Origin of the sequence: Gilliamella sp. W8128, from assembly GCF_016100545.1 — a bacterium.
In the GTDB taxonomy this organism is placed as follows: Bacteria; Pseudomonadota; Gammaproteobacteria; order Enterobacterales; family Orbaceae; genus Gilliamella; species Gilliamella apis.
The window spans coordinates 161,115-180,044 of the sequence record NZ_JACFSE010000004.1; the positions used below are offsets into that span (position 1 = coordinate 161,115).

General features: G+C 33.2%; 16 protein-coding genes. 8 read left to right on the plus strand and 8 right to left on the minus strand.

Features of this window, described 5'->3' with window-relative positions; translation table 11 throughout:
- Nucleotide 1 precedes the first annotated feature (1 nt).
- Complete coding sequence (pntB, locus tag H3U97_RS05380; protein WP_198191908.1) at nucleotides 2–1,393, plus strand: Re/Si-specific NAD(P)(+) transhydrogenase subunit beta; 1,392 nt, start codon at nucleotides 2–4, stop codon at nucleotides 1,391–1,393.
- Nucleotides 1,394–1,796: 403 nt separating this feature from the next.
- On the opposite strand, the gene fabR is transcribed toward pntB, so the two are convergent.
- On the minus strand, nucleotides 1,797–2,441 hold the full coding sequence (gene fabR, locus H3U97_RS05385; RefSeq protein ID WP_198198452.1) for an HTH-type transcriptional repressor FabR: 645 nt from the start codon (nucleotides 2,439–2,441) through the stop codon (nucleotides 1,797–1,799).
- A gap of 33 nt (nucleotides 2,442–2,474) precedes the next feature.
- Entirely contained in the window at nucleotides 2,475–3,401 is a 927-nt protein-coding gene (oxyR, locus tag H3U97_RS05390) for a DNA-binding transcriptional regulator OxyR (protein WP_034902295.1), read from the minus strand.
- A gap of 420 nt (nucleotides 3,402–3,821) precedes the next feature.
- Here oxyR and pcnB point away from each other — a divergent pair, with 420 nt between their 5' ends.
- The 6 genes from pcnB to sppA all read left to right on the plus strand — a co-directional run bounded on the left by pcnB (nucleotide 3,822) and on the right by sppA (nucleotide 12,421).
- A complete protein-coding gene (gene pcnB, locus H3U97_RS05395; protein ID WP_065650793.1) occupies nucleotides 3,822–5,123 on the plus strand; it encodes a polynucleotide adenylyltransferase PcnB in 1,302 nt (433 codons plus the stop codon).
- Nucleotides 5,124–5,197: 74 nt separating this feature from the next.
- Nucleotides 5,198–7,588 carry an LPS assembly protein LptD gene (gene lptD, locus H3U97_RS05400; RefSeq protein ID WP_198198453.1) on the plus strand — a complete coding sequence of 797 codons (2,391 nt, stop codon included), beginning with the start codon at nucleotides 5,198–5,200 and terminating at the stop codon, nucleotides 7,586–7,588.
- Between the two features lie 69 nt (nucleotides 7,589–7,657).
- The gene (gene surA / locus H3U97_RS05405) at nucleotides 7,658–8,971 is read left to right on the plus strand and encodes a peptidylprolyl isomerase SurA (protein WP_198198454.1); all 1,314 of its coding nucleotides are present in this window, start codon (nucleotides 7,658–7,660) and stop codon (nucleotides 8,969–8,971) included.
- Nucleotides 8,964–9,761, plus strand: a complete 798-nt coding sequence (rsmA, locus tag H3U97_RS05410) for a 16S rRNA (adenine(1518)-N(6)/adenine(1519)-N(6))-dimethyltransferase RsmA (protein ID WP_086320399.1) — start codon at nucleotides 8,964–8,966, stop codon at nucleotides 9,759–9,761. The genes surA and rsmA overlap by 8 nt, the downstream gene beginning before the upstream one ends.
- Nucleotides 9,762–9,765: 4 nt before the next feature.
- Nucleotides 9,766–10,581 carry a bis(5'-nucleosyl)-tetraphosphatase (symmetrical) ApaH gene (gene apaH / locus H3U97_RS05415; RefSeq protein WP_034903809.1) on the plus strand — a complete coding sequence of 272 codons (816 nt, stop codon included), beginning with the start codon at nucleotides 9,766–9,768 and terminating at the stop codon, nucleotides 10,579–10,581.
- A 22-nt stretch (nucleotides 10,582–10,603) separates the two neighbouring features.
- Nucleotides 10,604–12,421: a signal peptide peptidase SppA gene (gene sppA, locus H3U97_RS05420; protein ID WP_198198455.1), complete on the plus strand. Its 1,818-nt coding sequence runs from the start codon at nucleotides 10,604–10,606 to the stop codon at nucleotides 12,419–12,421.
- A 35-nt stretch (nucleotides 12,422–12,456) separates the two neighbouring features.
- Here sppA and H3U97_RS05425 read toward each other — a convergent pair whose 3' ends face one another.
- From H3U97_RS05425 to moaC, 5 genes are all read right to left on the minus strand, one after another.
- Nucleotides 12,457–14,277 carry a sulfatase-like hydrolase/transferase gene (locus tag H3U97_RS05425; protein ID WP_198198456.1) on the minus strand — a complete coding sequence of 607 codons (1,821 nt, stop codon included), beginning with the start codon at nucleotides 14,275–14,277 and terminating at the stop codon, nucleotides 12,457–12,459.
- A gap of 278 nt (nucleotides 14,278–14,555) precedes the next feature.
- The gene (locus tag H3U97_RS05430; protein ID WP_086364866.1) at nucleotides 14,556–14,768 is read right to left on the minus strand and encodes a hypothetical protein; all 213 of its coding nucleotides are present in this window, start codon (nucleotides 14,766–14,768) and stop codon (nucleotides 14,556–14,558) included.
- A 127-nt stretch (nucleotides 14,769–14,895) separates the two neighbouring features.
- Nucleotides 14,896–15,339, minus strand: a complete 444-nt coding sequence (gene moaE / locus H3U97_RS05435) for a molybdopterin synthase catalytic subunit MoaE (protein WP_198198457.1) — start codon at nucleotides 15,337–15,339, stop codon at nucleotides 14,896–14,898.
- Nucleotides 15,340–15,343: 4 nt separating this feature from the next.
- Nucleotides 15,344–15,589, minus strand: coding sequence for a molybdopterin synthase sulfur carrier subunit (gene moaD / locus H3U97_RS05440; protein ID WP_086353913.1), 246 nt, complete (start codon nucleotides 15,587–15,589; stop codon nucleotides 15,344–15,346).
- Nucleotides 15,586–16,080 (minus strand): cyclic pyranopterin monophosphate synthase MoaC, encoded by a 495-nt coding sequence (moaC, locus tag H3U97_RS05445; RefSeq protein WP_198198458.1) that lies wholly within the window; start codon nucleotides 16,078–16,080, stop codon nucleotides 15,586–15,588. The genes moaD and moaC overlap by 4 nt, the downstream gene beginning before the upstream one ends.
- A 194-nt stretch (nucleotides 16,081–16,274) precedes the next feature.
- Here moaC and priA point away from each other — a divergent pair, with 194 nt between their 5' ends.
- Nucleotides 16,275–18,443 (plus strand): primosomal protein N', encoded by a 2,169-nt coding sequence (gene priA, locus H3U97_RS05450; RefSeq protein ID WP_198198459.1) that lies wholly within the window; start codon nucleotides 16,275–16,277, stop codon nucleotides 18,441–18,443.
- Nucleotides 18,444–18,483: 40 nt separating this feature from the next.
- On the opposite strand, the gene H3U97_RS05455 is transcribed toward priA, so the two are convergent.
- Nucleotides 18,484–18,789, minus strand: coding sequence for a helix-hairpin-helix domain-containing protein (locus tag H3U97_RS05455; RefSeq protein WP_065650801.1), 306 nt, complete (start codon nucleotides 18,787–18,789; stop codon nucleotides 18,484–18,486).
- Nucleotides 18,790–18,930 lie beyond the last annotated feature (141 nt).

The following is an 18,930-nucleotide window of genomic DNA, read 5'->3' on the forward strand; positions in this document are numbered from 1 at the left end:
AATGTTAAGTCATGGAATCATTCAAGCAGCTTATGTTATTGCTGCATTACTGTTTATCTTTAGTTTACGAGGCCTATCAAATCAAGAATCAGCTAAATCTGGAAACATTTATGGCATGATTGGTATGGCAATTGCTCTTATTGCTGCTGTTGCTAGTATCAAAGGTGGACTGCACTGGATCATTATTGCTATGGTTATTGGTGCAGCTATCGGTCTATATCTTGCTAAGAAAGTAGAAATGACCCAAATGCCAGAACTGGTTGCGCTTCTCCATAGTTTTGTTGGTATGGCGGCGGTTCTTGTTGGTTTTAATAGTTTCTTAGATGCACATACAATAATTACCAGCAATGAATTAACTGTGCATTTAGTTGAAATCTTTGTTGGTATCTTCATTGGTGCGGTTACATTCTCTGGTTCAGTAGTTGCATTTGGTAAACTAAATGGTCGTATTAGTTCTAAACCACTATCTATTCCATATAAACACTACTGGAACTTAGCAGCCATTGTTGTATCAGTAATTTTAATGTTTACTTTTATTGGTGTAAAAACTGGCGCAGGCGCACTTGTTAGTTTACTAGTTATGACAATCATTGCATTAGTGTTTGGCTTCCATCTTGTTGCTTCAATTGGTGGCGCCGATATGCCAGTGGTTATTTCAATGCTTAACTCATATTCTGGTTGGGCCGCAGCAGCAGCAGGATTTATGTTAGGTAATGACTTACTTATTGTTACTGGTGCTTTGGTTGGTTCTTCAGGGGCAATTCTTTCTTACATTATGTGTAAAGCAATGAATCGTTCATTTATCAGCGTAATTGCCGGTGGTTTTGGTAGTGATGGCAGTTCATCAAGCTCATCAGAAGAAGAACAAGGTGAATACCGTGAAATGCAACCAGCCGAAGTTGCTCAAACCTTAAAAGAAGCTCGTTCAGTGATTATTGTACCAGGTTATGGTATGGCTGTAGCTCAAGCACAAGGTGCAGTAAGCAATATTACTGAAAAACTTCGTGGTATGGGTATAGAAGTTCGCTTTGGTATTCATCCAGTTGCAGGACGTTTACCTGGCCATATGAACGTATTATTAGCTGAAGCAAAAGTTCCTTATGATATTGTATTGGAAATGGATGAAATTAATGATGACTTCCCTGATACTGATGTTGTTTGGGTAATTGGTGCTAACGATACAGTTAACCCTGCAGCAGAAGAAGATCCAAATAGCCCTATCGCAGGAATGCCTGTTCTAGAAGTTTGGAAAGCAAAAACTGTCATTATTTCAAAACGTTCTATGAATACCGGCTATGCTGGCGTGCAAAACCCACTATTCTTTAAAGAAAATAGCTACATGTTATTTGGTGATGCTAAAGATAGTGTTGAAAAAGTGCTACAAAATTTATAATGATGTTACCATTATAAATCACAACAAACTGCGACTTAATGTCGCAGTTTTTTTAATGACAATTTTCATTTTTTGAATGTTTTAGATAAAAAACCAATAATGAGATCTATAACTTCACGATGTTTCTCACCTTTTGTATGATAACTACCATCTTTACAATGAATACCCTAACCTTATTTTTCTTGATTTAAGATATCTTTTGCTGTAGATTTACAAATTTGCATAAAACAGAAATGTATTACATCTGGATTAATTATATAAATTGCGGAAGATTTAGCTAGAAATGTTTGTAAATAGGAAATAAATTAAAATAATTATAAAATGATGTAATAAAGTTTATTTATGGCAATTACTATTGAAATCTAAATTACAATTTGGGAATAAATATAAAATGAAAAAATGATCAATGATTTTCAAGTTTTACTTGTTCTTTATGATAAAGGTAATAAGCCCCTCGAGAAACCATTCGAAGTTGAAAAATAAGATCTTCTATTAATTTTTGACGTTGAATAGTATCAAAATCAAGCGTTTCCGCACCAGCATTAAAAGCAATAGTAACCATCGCTTCTGCTTGAGCTTCATTATAATGATGTGGCATTTGATTAGCATTATCTAAATAGTCAACAAGCTCGACAATGAAATGCTGAATTTCACGTGCAATTGCCGAGCGAAAAGCAGAAGAAGTTCCAGCTTTTTCACGCAGTAATAATAGAAATACTTTAGGATTTTTATCTACAAATTCAATAAAGGTGGTTACAGAAGTCCGAAGCACACTACCACCTTTTTCGATACGTTTTCGAGCTTGTCTTAATAATTGACGAAGAGTTAAACCACTTTCATCAACCATCGCTAAACCTAATTCATCCATATCACGAAAATGTCGATAAAATGAGGTAGCGGCAATACCTGCTTCACGAGCAACTTCACGCAAACTTAAACTTGCAAAACCTTGTTCAGCATTAAGTTGATTAAACGCAGCATCAATCAAACTTCGACGCGTTCTTTCCTTTTGCTGCGCTCTGATACCACCGGTTTTAATGTTTTTCATTTTCAAAATTCAGCATGATACAAATGTAAGTTATCAGTTTGTTTGCCCCAATAACCGCTCTTTTTCTGCAAAAACTTTTGGCATATGATCGCGAATAGTTTTAGCTATAGTTTCATAACGTGCTCTTAGTGGAGAGCCTGGTCGATAAATCAAAGCAATACTTCGCATTGGTATAGGATCACTACAAGGAATATAACAAATATTATCACGAGTACGTTCATTCGGTGCAGCAAGCTCTGGAAATAAGGTAATACCACGCCCAGCAGATATCATACTTCGTAATGTTTCTAAACTCGTTGCTTTAAATTGTTTGTCTTCATCAATTCCGACTTGAAAACAATATCCCATCGCATGTTCACGCAAACAGTGACCATCTTCTAACATTAAAAATTTTTGCCCTTTTAAATTAGAAAGCTTAACTGTTTGTTTAGTTGCTAATTCGTCACTTGCTGGAACCGCTAAAAACATAGGTTCATTAAACAGTGGTAATTCAATAAATTGTGCTGTTTCTTTTACTTGAGCAATAATCGCACAATCCAGTTTTCCACTCTCAAGTTGAGCAACAATATTGGCAGTTTGAGCTTCATGCAAATAAAGTTCTAATTGAGGAAAAGATTCGTGTAAAACGGTAATTACATGCGGTAATAAATAGGGTGCAATAGTTGGGATCAAACCTATATGCATCGGACCAGACATCTCTTCACCTTGACGACTAGCCATCTCTTTTAAAATTTGTATATTACGTAAAATTTCTTTGGCTTGCTCAACAAGCATCATACCGGTTTGGGTAAATAACACTTTGCGACTAGTTCGCTCAAGTAACATTACACCTAATTCGTCTTCAAGTTTTCTGATTTGACCACTTAATGTTGGTTGACTAACATTACAAGCATCTGCTGCTTTACGAAAGTGCCGAAATTCAGCTAACGATACAAAATATTCCAAATCACGAATATTCATAGTGTCCCCAAAAAATTATCAGTTAATGGTTATATACTCAGAAATATAATAAATAGATATAAAATACTACTGTTTTTTGTATAAAAATCATTTATAAAATAAGAGTATCAAATTCAGTAAAATTAATTAGTCATTTAAATACAGATAAAATCTGTGTTATGCATAATTTCTTGATGCTTAATAGGCTAACTTTATTAATTGTACTATATAAATTGCTATTGTTGATAATTATGTTTAAAAAATCAAATAGAATCTTTGATGATTATAAACTAAATCCCATCATTCTACTTACCATAGTCATATTAAGAAAAATGGAAAGTTAAAAGTAATTGCGATATAATCGCGCGCTAGATTGCTATATAGACTATTATTAATTTGAGGTGTGCTATTTTTAAACAAGTTTCTCGCTTTTATCGTAAAATGTTTCAGCATGAAGAACAGCAAAAATCGCACTATGTCTCCATTTCTCGCAATGAACATAATATTTCTCGTAAAAATATAAGCGAAAATGCCCTAAAAGTTCTTTATCGCTTAAATAAACAAGGATATGAAGCTTATCTAGTTGGTGGATGTATTAGAGATCTTCTCTTAGGTAAAAAACCTAAGGACTTTGATATTGCCACAAATGCTACTCCAGAACAAATTCAAAAGGTGTTTCGTAATTGTCGCCTGATCGGAAGACGTTTTCGTTTAGCACACATTATGTTCGGTAAAGAGATAATTGAAGTTGCCACTTTTCGTGGTGACCATGATGGTCAAAGTGAACATACCAATATCTCTAAAAGATCACAATCTGGCATGCTGTTACGTGATAATGTATACGGTACGATTGAACAAGATGCTATCCGACGGGACTTCACGATGAACGCCCTTTATTATAACGTTAAAGACTTTACTATCCGTGATTATTGTGGCGGATTAAACGATTTAAAAAATGGCGTTATTCGATTAATTGGCGATCCACAAACAAGGTATCGTGAAGATCCTGTTAGAATGTTAAGGACAATTCGTTTTGCCGCCAAACTTAACATGAAAATAGATCAAGCAACGGCTGATCCCATTAAAACGCTGGCCCCGTTGCTAAAAAATATTCCATCAGCACGACTTTTTGATGAATCATTAAAATTATTGCAATGCGGTCATGGTTACAACACTTATATCTTATTAAAACAGTACCAACTTTTTGAACAACTTTTCCCGGTAGTTGAACGCTTATTTGTACACAATAATAATGGCAATTTAGAGAAAATTATTGCTCACGTATTAAAAAATACTGATTATCGAATAGCAAACGAGCAACGTGTCAATCCTGCTTTTTTATACGCTGCCTTTTTTTGGTATCCAATTATAGAACAAACTCAGATTAATTGTATTGAAAGCGGCCTTCAGTATTATGATTCTTTTTCTATGGCCATTAATGATGTGTTAAGCGAACAGTGTCGAATTATCGCAATACCCAAACGATTAACAAATATAATGAGTGACATATGGCGTTTACAATTAAGAATGAAGAAACGAGAAGGGAAACGCGCCTTTGTGATTTTAGAACATCCTAAATTTCGTGCTGCCTATGATTTGTTAGAAATGCGATCATCTATTGAAAAAGGTGAATTGTTAGATTTAGCTAAATGGTGGGATGAATTTCAACATGTATCCACCGAAAGGAAAATATCTATGGTTAAACAACTAGGCAAAAGTAATAAACGACGAACTAAACGTTAATTTTCATTCGCACTTTTATAAATAACCGCTATAATGTTTTAATTAAAATAATCATAATTACACTCTAATCATTGATGAAAAAATTATCACTCTCTCTTATTGCTATAGCTGTTACATTTTCTTTGTATAATTATAATAGTCCTAGCTATGCAATTGGCTTACCTAAAAATGATACTAACAATCCTAAGTGTCTTATTAATGTACCAAAATTTGAGCGACCAATTGTAAATGGTGATATAAATACATTACCGGTTAATGCAGAATCTAATGAATTCGAAGCAATTTATCCAGATTTAGCTATCTATAGTGGCGACGTGTATGTTGAACAAGGTAATCGCACCGTTCTAGCAGATAAAGTAACTATTGATTCTAAAGATACAAATAACCGCATGGCAATATTGGATGGAAACATCACTTATCAAGATAATTTAATAAAAATGAAAGGTGATCATGCAGCGATAAATCTCAACAATAATAATTCGGATATGCATCCCAGTGAGTATCATTTAGTTGATCGGCTTGGGCGTGGTAAAGCCGATGAAATGAAGCTAGAAAAAAACCGCTATATCATTCTAAAAAATGGTAGTTTTACTTCCTGTCCAGTAGATGATAGTACTTGGAATATTAAAGGTACTACAATAATTCATGATAACGAAGAACAATTGCTTGAAGCCTGGAATGCAGTATTTAGCATCGGCAAAGTACCTGTTCTATATTCGCCTTATTTACAATTACCAACCGGCAATAAAAGACGTTCTGGTTTATTAATACCCACTTTTGGTTATGACAGTATTGATGGTGTTGACTTCGCTTTACCTTTTTATTGGAATATAGCACCAAATTATGATGCAACATTAACACCAAGAGTATTACAACATCGTGGTATACAATTACAAACCGAATTTCGCTATTTAAATCAGTTAGGATTAGGAACTATCGCTTTTGACTGGTTGCAACATGATAGCCAATACAATGAAGATAGAAAAGCATTATTAAATGGCAATAATTATGATGATAATAATAATCGCTGGTTATTCCATTGGAAAAATGAGGAACTAATAAATTATAATTGGCGCTTATATACTAATGTTACACGGGTTAGTGATAATCAATATTTAACCGATCTTAGCTCTAAATATGCCTTTCAGACAGATGGATATTTAACGCAATTCTATAAGTTAGCCTATAATGATGAAAGTTGGGATGTAGCTTTAGGTTACAACCATTTTCAAACATTTTATAAGAATAACCTTTATCAAACTCAGCCTCAATTCGATGTTAACTATTATAATTACGACCTGGGCCCACTAAAATTCAAAACATTTGCACAAGTATATCATTTTATAAATGCCACAAAAGATAAACCTAATGCATGGCGAGCCCATATTGAACCAACACTGAATTATACAGTAACTAATTCTTGGGCCTCATTAGCAACAGAAACAGGCTTTATGGCGACTCATTACAAACAACAAAATCTTAAAAGATATAATCGCCTAAACAAAGGTCTAGATAAAAAGTTATATAAAAAATTAGATAATAATGTAAATCGTTTTATGCCTAAATTTAGTCTGGATGGTAAAGTTATTTTCGAACGTGACATTGAGTTTAAAAATGGTTATACCCAAACACTCGAACCACGAATTAAATATACTTACATTCCCTATCGCAATCAATCCAATATCGATAACTATGACTCAAGTTATTTACAGACTGATTACGTTGGATTATTTAGAGATTTGGCATACAGCGGTTTAGATCGGATAGCCTCGACTAACAAACTTGCTACAGGGGTAACCACACGTGTTTATGATAGTAATAAAATTGAAAAGTTCAATTTATCTCTTGGTCAAATTACTTATTTCACTAAATCTAAAACTAGTGAGCATAATAATGAATTAGATAAAAATTCAGATACGGGTAGTATTACATGGGCAACAGATAATTTTTGGCGTATAAGTAATGATATTGTTTTTCGTAGTGGCATCCAATATGATACCCGAATTGACACCATTGCCTTAGCTAACACTACCTTTGAGTATCGACCTAACAGTGATAAATTAATGCAATTATCTTATCGATATGCAAACCATAATTATATTACTACTGTAGATGACAGATATAAATATTCATCAGAAAAACGCTATAAGCAAGATCTATCTCAAGCCGGTATCATGGCTAGTTGGCCATTATCTGCAACTGTAAGTGCTGTCGGATCGTATTATTTTGATATGAAACAGAATCAAACTGCAGATAGCTTTGTTGGCTTACATTATAGTGATTGTTGCTGGGGAGTAACCATGCAATATGGCCGAAAGCTAACCGATTGGGACGACAAAACCCATGTGAGCAAATATAAAAATAAACTTTCAATTAACTTTGAATTACAAGGTTTAGGTAACAATAGTGATTACAAAGCTAAAATGTTAGACTTTGGTAAGTTACCTTATACATCAACATTTTAATAAACTAACTAACAAATAAATTTATAGTGATAAAATTAATATCACAACAATATAATGAGTTAAATAACTATGAAATTATTAAAACTTTTTATTGCATTAAACTTAAGTATTAATGTAGCACTCTTTACCCCACTTTCAGCTCATGCAGCTCCCAAAGTTATAGAACAAGTGGCTGCGGTGGTTAATAATAATGTCATTTTAGAAAGTGACGTTAATGATATGTTAAAAACCATTAAAGCAAGCGCCGATCCGAGAACTTTACCTAACGATAAAGTACTCCGAAAGCAAATCATCGAGCGCTTAATCGTTGAAAATTTGATTTTACAAAAAGCAGCTAAAGCTAAAATTAACATAAGTGATGATGAAGTAACCGGCGCGATTGATAGTATTGCAGCTGAAAATGGTATGACAATCGATCAATTACGAAGTAAATTATCTGCAATGGGAATTAGTTATAGCACTTATCGAGAACGTATTCATAATGATATGTTGATTGAGCAAGCCCGTATAAATGAGGTTAGACCGAGAATCAAAGTATCACCTCGAGAAGTAGAAAACTTAACTAAAACAATGGCTAATCAACCGACTAATAATATTGATGTCAAAATTAGTCATATTTTAATTTCCATTCCAGAAAAAGCATCTAAACAACAAGTTGATAGTGCCACAAATAAAGCCATGGACATTATTAATCGAGCTAAAAAAGGGGAAAATTTTGCTAAATTAGCCACATCATACTCTAATGATGACCTCGCACTAAAAGGTGGCTCTATGGGATGGCGAAAGCTCAATGAACTACCGACTATATTCGAAGAACGTTTGATTCGTGCAGCAAAAGGTAGTGTAGTCGGTCCTATCCGTTCAGGTGTCGGTATTCATATAATAAAAGTTGATGATACTCGTTCTGAAGCGCCGAAAAAAATTACCCTTCAAGAAGTGAATGCTCGACATATATTAATTAAAACTAACGTATTAGTTACCGATCAAATTGCTAAACAAAAATTAACTGATATCCGTAAAGCCATTACTAGTGGAGCAACCACATTCGCTGCTGCAGCAAAAGCTAATTCTGAAGATACTGGTTCGAAGGACAATGGCGGTAATTTAGGCTGGAATAGACCTGAAATTTATGATAATGGCTTTAAAAGTGCACTATTACAACTGAAAAAAGGTGAAATCAGTCAGCCAATAAGATCATCTTTCGGTTGGCATTTAATTCAACTAATTGATACCAGACAGACTGACGGCACCAATATGGTTAAGAAAGATCAAGCTTACCGACTTATTTTTAACCGAAAATTTGCCGAAGAAGCACAAGTTTGGATTCAAGAACTAAAAGGTGATGCTTATATTAAAATTACAGGTGAAGGAAAGAATGAATAGTCGTGTTCATCAAGGGCATTTTGCTCGCAAGCGATTTGGTCAAAACTTTCTACATGATGATTATATTATTGAAAGTATTGTTGCTGCGATACAACCTAAACAAGGGCAAGCTTTAGTTGAAATAGGCCCAGGACTTGCTGCATTGACAATACCGGTAAGTAAACATGTTGATCATCTGACTGTGATTGAAATTGATAGGGATTTAGCTAGTCGATTGGTCGAAAATCCTTTTTTACAAAATAAAATTAGTGTGATTGAACAAGATGCATTAACATTTGATTTTAATCTATTATTTGATCAATTAGGTCAGCAATTAAGAGTATTTGGTAACTTACCTTACAATATTTCGACGCCCTTAATGTTTCATTTATTTGAATACGCGCCAATTATTGCTGATATGCATTTTATGTTACAAAAAGAGGTAGTTACTCGTTTAGTTGCAGCTCCAAATAGTAAAGATTATGGACGCTTAAGTGTGATGGCACAATATTACTGCCAAATTATCCCTGTTTTAGAAGTACCACCAACTTCTTTTAAACCCGCCCCTAAAGTTGATTCAGCTGTAGTGAAACTAATACCTTATAAGCAAAAACCTTATTTAGTTAATGATGTCAAAGTACTCTCACGGATTACTACAGAAGCATTTAATCAAAGACGTAAAACCATACGCAACAGCTTAGGTAATTTATTTACGGCAGAACAAATGCTTGAATTAGATATTGACCCTAATTTACGGGCGGAAAATTTGACGGTAAAACAATATTGTCTATTGGCAAACGCTTGGAAATAACCTTATGGCAAATCTAATAATTGGTGATATTCATGGGTGTTATGATGAATTTATGCGTTTACTTGAAAAAGCAGGTTTTTCATCATCGGATACGTTATGGTTAACTGGTGATTTAGTTGCTAGGGGGCCTAAATCACTGGAAGTTATTAGATTTGTTAAACAAAATAGCGAACAAATTAGATTAGTGTTAGGTAATCATGATTTACATCTGTTATCAATCTATGCCAATGTTACCCCTCCTAAAAAGAAGGATAACCTTGATGAATTAATTCATGCAGATGATTTTGATGAATTAATGAACTGGTTACGTAAACAACCACTAGTCCAAATAGATGAAAAACTAAAACTCATTATGACTCATGCTGGAATATCACCACAATGGGATATGGAAACATTAAAAAAATGTGCCCATGATCTAAATGTCATTTTAAGCAGTGATTCCTATCCCCTTTTCCTTGACAAAATGTATGGTAATTTTCCCGATGAATGGTCAATAGATCTACAAGGATTAGATCGATTACGATATATTGCCAATGCATTAACGCGAATGCGTTATTGCTACGAAGATGGCCGACTCGATTTTTATTACAAAAACCAACCGGATCAAGCTCCCTCAAAGCTTAAACCTTGGTTTGTTCTGCCAAGAAAAATCCCCTCAGATTATAGTATAGCTTTTGGTCATTGGGCAGCACTGAATGGAAAAGGAACTCCAGAGAATATTTACGCGCTTGATACAGGATGTTGTTGGGGCGGCAAATTAACTTGTTTGCGATTTGAAGACAAAAAATACTTCAAAAAGAAAAATACCGAAACCAATTAAATTAGAAAAAGGCTATTTTATTATGTCTGCACTATCTGTTATAAAATCAATCTGGAAAATTATCAATTTAATCAGAGAAATATTTCTTAATCTCGTTTTCTTAATCATTATTCTATTGATTTTTAGTGGTATCGCATTAATAAAAGAAGTCAACAAACAAGATGTCATTCCTCAATCTGGCACTTTAATTATGGATCTTGAGGGAGTTGTCGTTGACAACTCACTTTATAGTGATGAAATTTATGAAATACAAGATAAGATCTATGGCAAAAAAGTAAATCTATCTCGCGAAAATAGCTTATTTGATTTAGTGCAAAAGATATCTCAAGCCACATCAGATCCAAATATTAAAAGTTTGGTGTTAAAATTAGATAATTTTGTCGGAGCTGATATGAGCTCCCTACAGTATATTGGAAAATATTTAACGAAATTCAAAGCAGCCAATAAACCTATTTATGCCATCGGCTCAAACTTTAATCAAAGCCAATATTATTTAGCCAGTTATGCTAATAAAATCTACTTAACGCCATTAGGAGCTGTAAATGTATTTGGGTTATCAGCCAATAATTTATATTACAAAACATTATTAGATAATTTAAAGGTAAATACTCATGTTTTCCGTGTCGGTACTTATAAATCTGCTATTGAGCCGTTGATTCGAGACAATATGTCGGAAGAAGCTAGAAGCAATACCTCTCGATGGTTAAATCTAATGTGGAATAACTACCTTGGTGACATTTCAGAAGAACGAAAAAAAGCACCCTCACAATTAGTACCATTAGCCGAAAACATGCTATCAGAATTAAAAGCAGCTAATGGCAACATGGCACAATACGCGTTATCAAATGGTTTGATTGATGCAATAGCGACTAATCAAGAATTCGAACTAGAAATCAATATAAAAAATAGAGTAAGTATTTATGATTACCAGCTGAAAGAAAAAGTGATGCCCGCAAGTAAAGAACCAAAAATAGCCGTTGTTTTTGTCAATGGAACAATTACCAATGGTGAAAATAGCAGCAATGTTGCTGGAAGCCAAGATATTGTTGAGCAATTAAGAAAAATTCGTAAAAATTTAAATAAAAATAATATACAAGCGGTCATACTTAGAGTAAATAGCCCTGGAGGAAGTGTTGATGCTTCAGAAGCGATTCGCAATGAATTAGAAGCTTTACGTAGTTACCAAATTCCAGTTGTTGTCTCCATGGGTGGTATGGCCGCTTCAGGTGGTTATTGGATATCAACTGCATCGGACTATATTGTTGCCAGTCCAAATACTATTACTGGATCCATTGGCATCTTCGGTATAGTACCAACCTTTGAAAATTCACTTTCTCATATCGGAGTCTATAATGATGGAGTATCAACATCACCATTAGCAAATAGAAGCCTAACTCAAAATCTATCAAGTGAAATGAACCAATTTATCCAAATGAATATTGACAATGGTTATCACACTTTTATTTCTTTAGTAGCAAAAGCACGAAATATGACTACCGAACAAGTAGATAATATAGCCCAAGGACAAGTGTGGCTGGGCTCAGAAGGAAGTAAAAACGGTTTAGTAGATAAGTTAGGTGATTTTGATGATGCAATCGAAATGGCCGCTACATTAGCTAATATTTCAGATTATCAAATAGATTGGCAAAAACAAGAAGGTAATTGGCTCAATGCTTTTTATTCAGATATGATTGCGATGATGCCTAAATCAACAGCAGAGGTATTGTTCGAACAAATACCTGAAGTAAAACAGATCAAACAGCAAGTTTCATTCTGGGACAAATTCCAAGATGGGCAAAACCGTTATATTTACTGCCTAAATTGTGCAGATATTAGATAATAAAAAATCCACCTCTAAGGTGGATTTTTTTACCATTATTTGTCTGCTTGGAAAAAATAACGCATTTCATCCATTGCAGAATGGATGAGATTATAATTAGGTGTGTCATTTACTTCATTATTGTAAGCATCGAAATAATGACTAATACCGAGACGATTAACAAAATAAATGTTGTCTTTAGTCCGTACCGCATATGAGCTATAATTAGACATAAGTAACCAATCTCTATCCATTATTGGACTAAACAAATCATAACCGGTCGAATAGTCAGTAATATCATTTTTTACATGTAAATAATTACGCATTATCGAAGGTACAACATCTTCATGGCTGGTAAATTTATTTATATTATCGCTTATATGTTGAAGATCTTTCGCTCCAACAATAATAAAAGGTACTTTGGTTTGAGCATCCGTATAATTGCCATTATGCCCCCAAAAACCTAATTTATTATCATTCATTTCTTGTGAATGATCACCTGTAATAATAATCAATGTATTATCTAATGAACCAGACTGTTTAAGTTCATCATAAACTTTCTGCAACAAATAATCATCATAATAGACACTCTGTTTATAACGATTAAAAATTGGAATGGGATCTGTATTGTTATTTAATGTCATATAATTGAGATCACCAACTGGTTTAAATTTCACATCAAAATCATTTGGGAAATCATAAGCATGTGGCGCATCAAAAAATAAAAAGGAAAAACTAGGATTAGATTTGTCCCTAGATTCATACCAATTTAGCCAGTCATCTGTTATCTGTTTATCACGACTTGATGCTAGGCCATTTTTACTACTTATTCTTAAATTTTTGATAGTTAAAAAAGCTGTTCGATCAAATTCAGGTGAGGTGACTTTTGCTGAAGTAAAAATCCCAATATTATAATTTTCTCTTTGTAGAGTAGTTATAAATAACGATGGAATACGGTTTCTTATAAATGAATCCCAGTATGTCCCGGGAATACCATAGAAAAGACCAAAAATACCTGTACGAGTTGCATTACCTGTTGAATAATGATTATTAAAAATTATGCCATCATTCTGTTTAACAAAACGATAGGTGTTGGGGGAAATATCTGGACTAAAAGTATCATAACGCCAAGAATCTAACACAATAAACATAATATTAGGTGTTACTTGATTATCTGGATTAATCATAAGATCTTTTTTAGGGTAATAGATACTTGCGTGCTGGCTATCCCTTTCAATAAGCACTTTATGTTGTCCTGATTTATCAAAATATCCCATTATCTTTTTTGAGGTAAACGGACGATATAAAGGAATATATTCTTTTATAACCATAATCGGAGAATAGGCGTAATAAAAAGCAACCATATGTATCAAATGACTGATAACCAAGCAACTAGCAAGAAAAACTGTTGGTATAATTAATATTTTAGGTCGAATAGTTTTATGATTAAATTTTTTATCAAATAGATAAAGGATTAAATATTCTATTCCACAAAAACCGAATATTAACAAAAACATTAATACATAAGTCGAAATTGAAAAATCCACGACCTGACCGGACAAAACCATAGATAATACCGACTCATTGATATGAAATCGATATTGTTGGAAAACGATAGTATCTATATATAAAACAATTTGCAATAAACTGAATATAAGTGCCAAGCAGATATTAGTTAATTTTTTACTCATCCAAAGGAAAGGAATAGATAAAACGAAAAATAATAAATATATTGAAAAAAAATGACCTAAAACTGCAATAAATGCAAAAAGGCTTCCATCCCAATTAAACGATGCACCAGGTACCCAAAAATATCGGATTGCTATTATTGCCGAAATAAAAATATTTACTAACATAAACCAATAAAGTTTTTTCATAGAAATCCATTAAATAACAGGCTAAATTTTTTTAATAATAATATTTTTTTTATTTTGAGTTAGGGCTTTCCGCAAAATTTTTAACAAAAAAACAATAAATGTATGGAGATTAATATAAAATTAACAAAAAGAAATAACAATACCAATTAATTCCACGAATAAAAGCTACCTAAACCAGACAAATGATGTTTAGTCGTATAGCCATAAAATGCGAACACACTCAACATTCAAACAGTAATAAAAAGAAGACACTGGCAATTGAAAACGACGTATAATATTTAAAATATATAGAAAAAATTAAACCATTTACCACTTAATAAAGTAATTGCTGAAACACCAGATAAACGATTAATCATTCCTGAAATAACAAATACTAATCCAATTTCAGCAATTAAAAGTACCCACATTACTCGTGATAATAAAATGAGAAACTCAAAACTAGTTGATGCAAACCAAGCAACAAAAGCAGTTAAAAGTAACCCAACAGCCATCCATATACTTGACTCATGTTTTGTTGTATACGGCGCTTATTCTTTAACTGAACCGTTAGGAGTATAACTTGATATATCTTAACTCCCATAAAAGTAACATAATACCTTATTATATATTAAATAAAGATTAATACCATTTTTCCAAGGAATTTACATCAGATTGCTTTGCCTCTACCCAGTTTTCACCATTACCAGTTTGTTCTTTCTTCCAAAATGGTGCTTCGTTTTTTAATACATCCATAATAAATTCTGTTGCAGCAAAAGCATCACTTCGATGCGCAGAACTAACGCCAACAAAAACAATACTCTCATTAACATTAATTTTGCCCACACGATGCACTAATGCAACTCGATTAATTGACCATCTATCTCTGGCTTGATGAATAATATTCCTCAACACTTTTTCTGTCATTTGAGGATAATGTTCCAACGTTAAACTAATCACTTTGTTTTCTAAACTACGTACTTTCCCAATAAAAGTGACTACTGCTCCATCTTGAGGTAACTCATAGAGCCATGTTATTAATGAATTTATATCAATATATGATTGGTTGACTTCAATAATATTCATATTGTCATCCACCTGTTACTGGTGGAAAAAATGCAATTTCATCACCATGTTGAATTATATGATGATAATCAACTAGCGCATGATTTACCGCACATAATACAGTCTTTTCTTTTAAAGCAAATGCCCATTTGTCACCACGTAAACTCAGCTGTTCTAAAAGTTGTGCAATAGACATTTGCTCTACCATTAATTCCAAAGATTCAATTCCTAGTAGCTCTCTAATTTGTGCAAAAAAATAAATTTTATTCATACTTTCACTTTTCTAATTAAACTATAGTCACCAGATTTTCCACCAATTTTATTTAATAATCTAACCTGATTAATAATCATATCTTTCTGACTAGCTTTGCACATATCATATATCGTTAATGCAGCTACAGAAGCAGCAACTAACGCTTCCATTTCCACGCCTGTTTGACCAGTTACCTTACAAACTGACTCTATTCTTACACTATGATTTTCAAATAGCGGTTCAATATTAACCTCTATTTTAGTAAGTAGTAGTGGATGACAAAGTGGTATTAACTCCCATGTCCTTTTCGCAGCTTGAACTCCAGCAATTCGAGCAGTTGCAAACACATCACCTTTATAATGTTTTCCTTCAATAATCATATTAAATGTTTCTTCATTCATTAATACTATTGATTCTGCCCTAGCCTCTCGATGGGTTATCTGTTTTTCTGAAACATCCACCATATGAGCATCACCACGCTGATTAATATGTGAAAATGACGCTGACATTTTTGAACACCCTTAAACATTATGTTTTAATTTGTTACTCAAGATAACAAATTTTGTTTATCGATACTACTAGCATATACATAAAGTATTAATATTTAATTTAGAAATAATTAATTAATCTGCCTGCGTAATTTTTGCGAGTTAAACAAAATCTGCGTACAATAGCAATTTTATAACTGTAATAGTGATTGTTAATGCTGATTGCACATGTAGCCTTACCGGTGCCCCTTTATCAACTGTTTGATTACACACTTACGACGCAGGCTGAAATTGGTATGCGAGTTAAAGTGCCATTTGGTAAACGGGAAATGATTGGAATCATCGTTAAGATTGATCAACAAACAACTTTTGATATCGAAAATTTAAAACCTATTACCGAAATTATTGATACAAAAAACCCCTTTCCTCAACCAATTTGGCAATTATTAAATTGGGCAACCAATTATTATCATTTTCCAATTGGTGAAGTAATATTTCACGCTATGCCGATCCCATTAAGGCAAGGACGTCCAGCCATCAAAGATGGCATAAAACATTGGCAATTAACACCAAAAGGGCAGCAAATTGATTTAAACCTTCTATCACGAACACCAAAACAGAAATTATTAGTATCTTCACTCAGAAACAACTGTTTGAATGAAAGTGAATTTAAATCGAATATCTATCAAGAATTACAGAAAAAACAGCTTATCGAGCTTGTTTATCGCCAACCTGATAAAATTTGTTGGCATACAAATTATTCAACCAACAAAACACCGATCCAATTAAATCATGAACAATTAAATGCAATCACTACTATTAATAAACAAAACAAACAATTTGGTGTATTTTTGCTTGATGGTATAACTGGTTCTGGTAAGACGGAAGTTTATCTAAATATTATTTCTGATGTTTTAGCTCAAGGAAAACAAGCTTTAGTATTAGTACCTGAAATTGGTTTAACACCGCAAACTATCAAACGTTTTAAACAGCGTTTTAATGCACCAATTGATATTTTACATTCGGGCCTTACTGATAAGGAACGTTTAGAGGTTTGGTTAAAAAGTAAAGATGGTGACAATGCTATCGTCGTAGGTACACGATCAGCACTTTTTACTCCATTTCAAGATTTAGGTATTATTATTATTGATGAAGAGCATGATAGTTCTTATAAACAGCAAGAAGGCTGGCGTTATAATGCCAGAGACTTAGCAATCATCCGAGCAAAAATTGAAAATATACCTATTATTTTAGGATCGGCTACGCCCTCTCTTGAAACCATTAATAATGCCCAAAATCATAAGTATCAACAGCTCAAGCTTACACAACGAGCGGGTAATGCCAAATTAGCAAAACAATCTATTTTAGATATTCGCGGTATGGCTCTAACTTCTGGACTTTCCCAGCCATTAATTACCCGAATAAAAAAACATTTAGATAATAATAATCAAGTTATGTTGTTTCTTAATCGTAGGGGATTTGCGCCATTAATCATTTGTCATGATTGCGGTTGGATTGCCGAGTGCCCACGTTGTGATCGACCTTATACCTTTCATAAAAAACAAAATAGACTAATTTGTCATTATTGCGATACACCTAGAAATATCCCACAACAATGTCCTAAATGTGGTTCGACACAATTACTACCGATTGGATTTGGAACAGAACAACTAGAAAAACAACTCAATATATTATTTCCGAATATAAAAATCACTCGTATTGATCGTGATACGATAACCAAAAAAGAGGCATTAAACACTTATTTACATGACATCCAAAAAGGCGGTGCTCATATTTTAGTTGGTACGCAAATTCTGGCTAAAGGACATCATTTTCCCGATGTTACATTAGTTGGAATAGTGGATGTTGATGGCGCTCTATTTTCAAGTGATTTTAGAGCCACAGAAAGATTTGCACAAATATATACCCAAGTGTCAGGACGTGCTGGTCGGGAAACAAAAGCTGGCGAGGTTATTCTACAAACTTATCATCCAGAACATCCATTATTAAATATATTACTAACGCAAGGTTACCAAGCATTTGCCAAACAAACCTTACAAGAACGTAAGCAAACATTATTACCACCATTTAGTTACCAGGTGCTAATTCGTGCCGCTGATCGTAATAATCTACAAGCACCAAAATTTTTACAGCGTATCCATGATTGGCTAAAAGCAAATTATAATCAAGATTTATGGCAACTTGGGCCTATACCTGCAAGCCAACCGAAAAAAGCGGGCTATAATCGTTGGCAATTACTCTTACAACATAGCAACCGACAAGTATTACAGCAAATATTAGATAACCTTCTTATAGTTATTGAACAGTGGAAAGATACATCAAAAGTAAGATGGAGTATTGATGTTGATCCAATTGATAATTAAACATCTCTTCCAACAGGCAATCTGTTGGAAGAGATTAAATTTATAATGTAATTTTTCCTATATTTTTATCTAGTGTTGCTTGACCAATACCTGAAACTTCTTTTAACTGCTCTATAGAAATAAAAGGACCAAATTTTTCTCGATATTCAATAATCTTCTGAGCTTTACTCATACCAATACCAATTAACCCTTTAGTTAACTCCTCAGCTGTTGCGGTGTTGATATTAACTTGAACAACTTGTTTTTGTACCTCTGTGGTAGTGGTTTCTGATTTTGATTCCGCAAAACTAATAGTTGAAAAAAAGAAGCTTGAGAATAAAAAACATAATATTGTAAAAATTTTCATTTGATTAACTCCAAAATAATTATGCAAGTAAATTTGCAAGTTAACTATCTCATTAAGTTAATAAAATGAATTTTACTAATAATAGAAATGCGAAAAGCCACTTAAGTGGCTTTACTTTAATTACAGCGAGTATAAATTTAC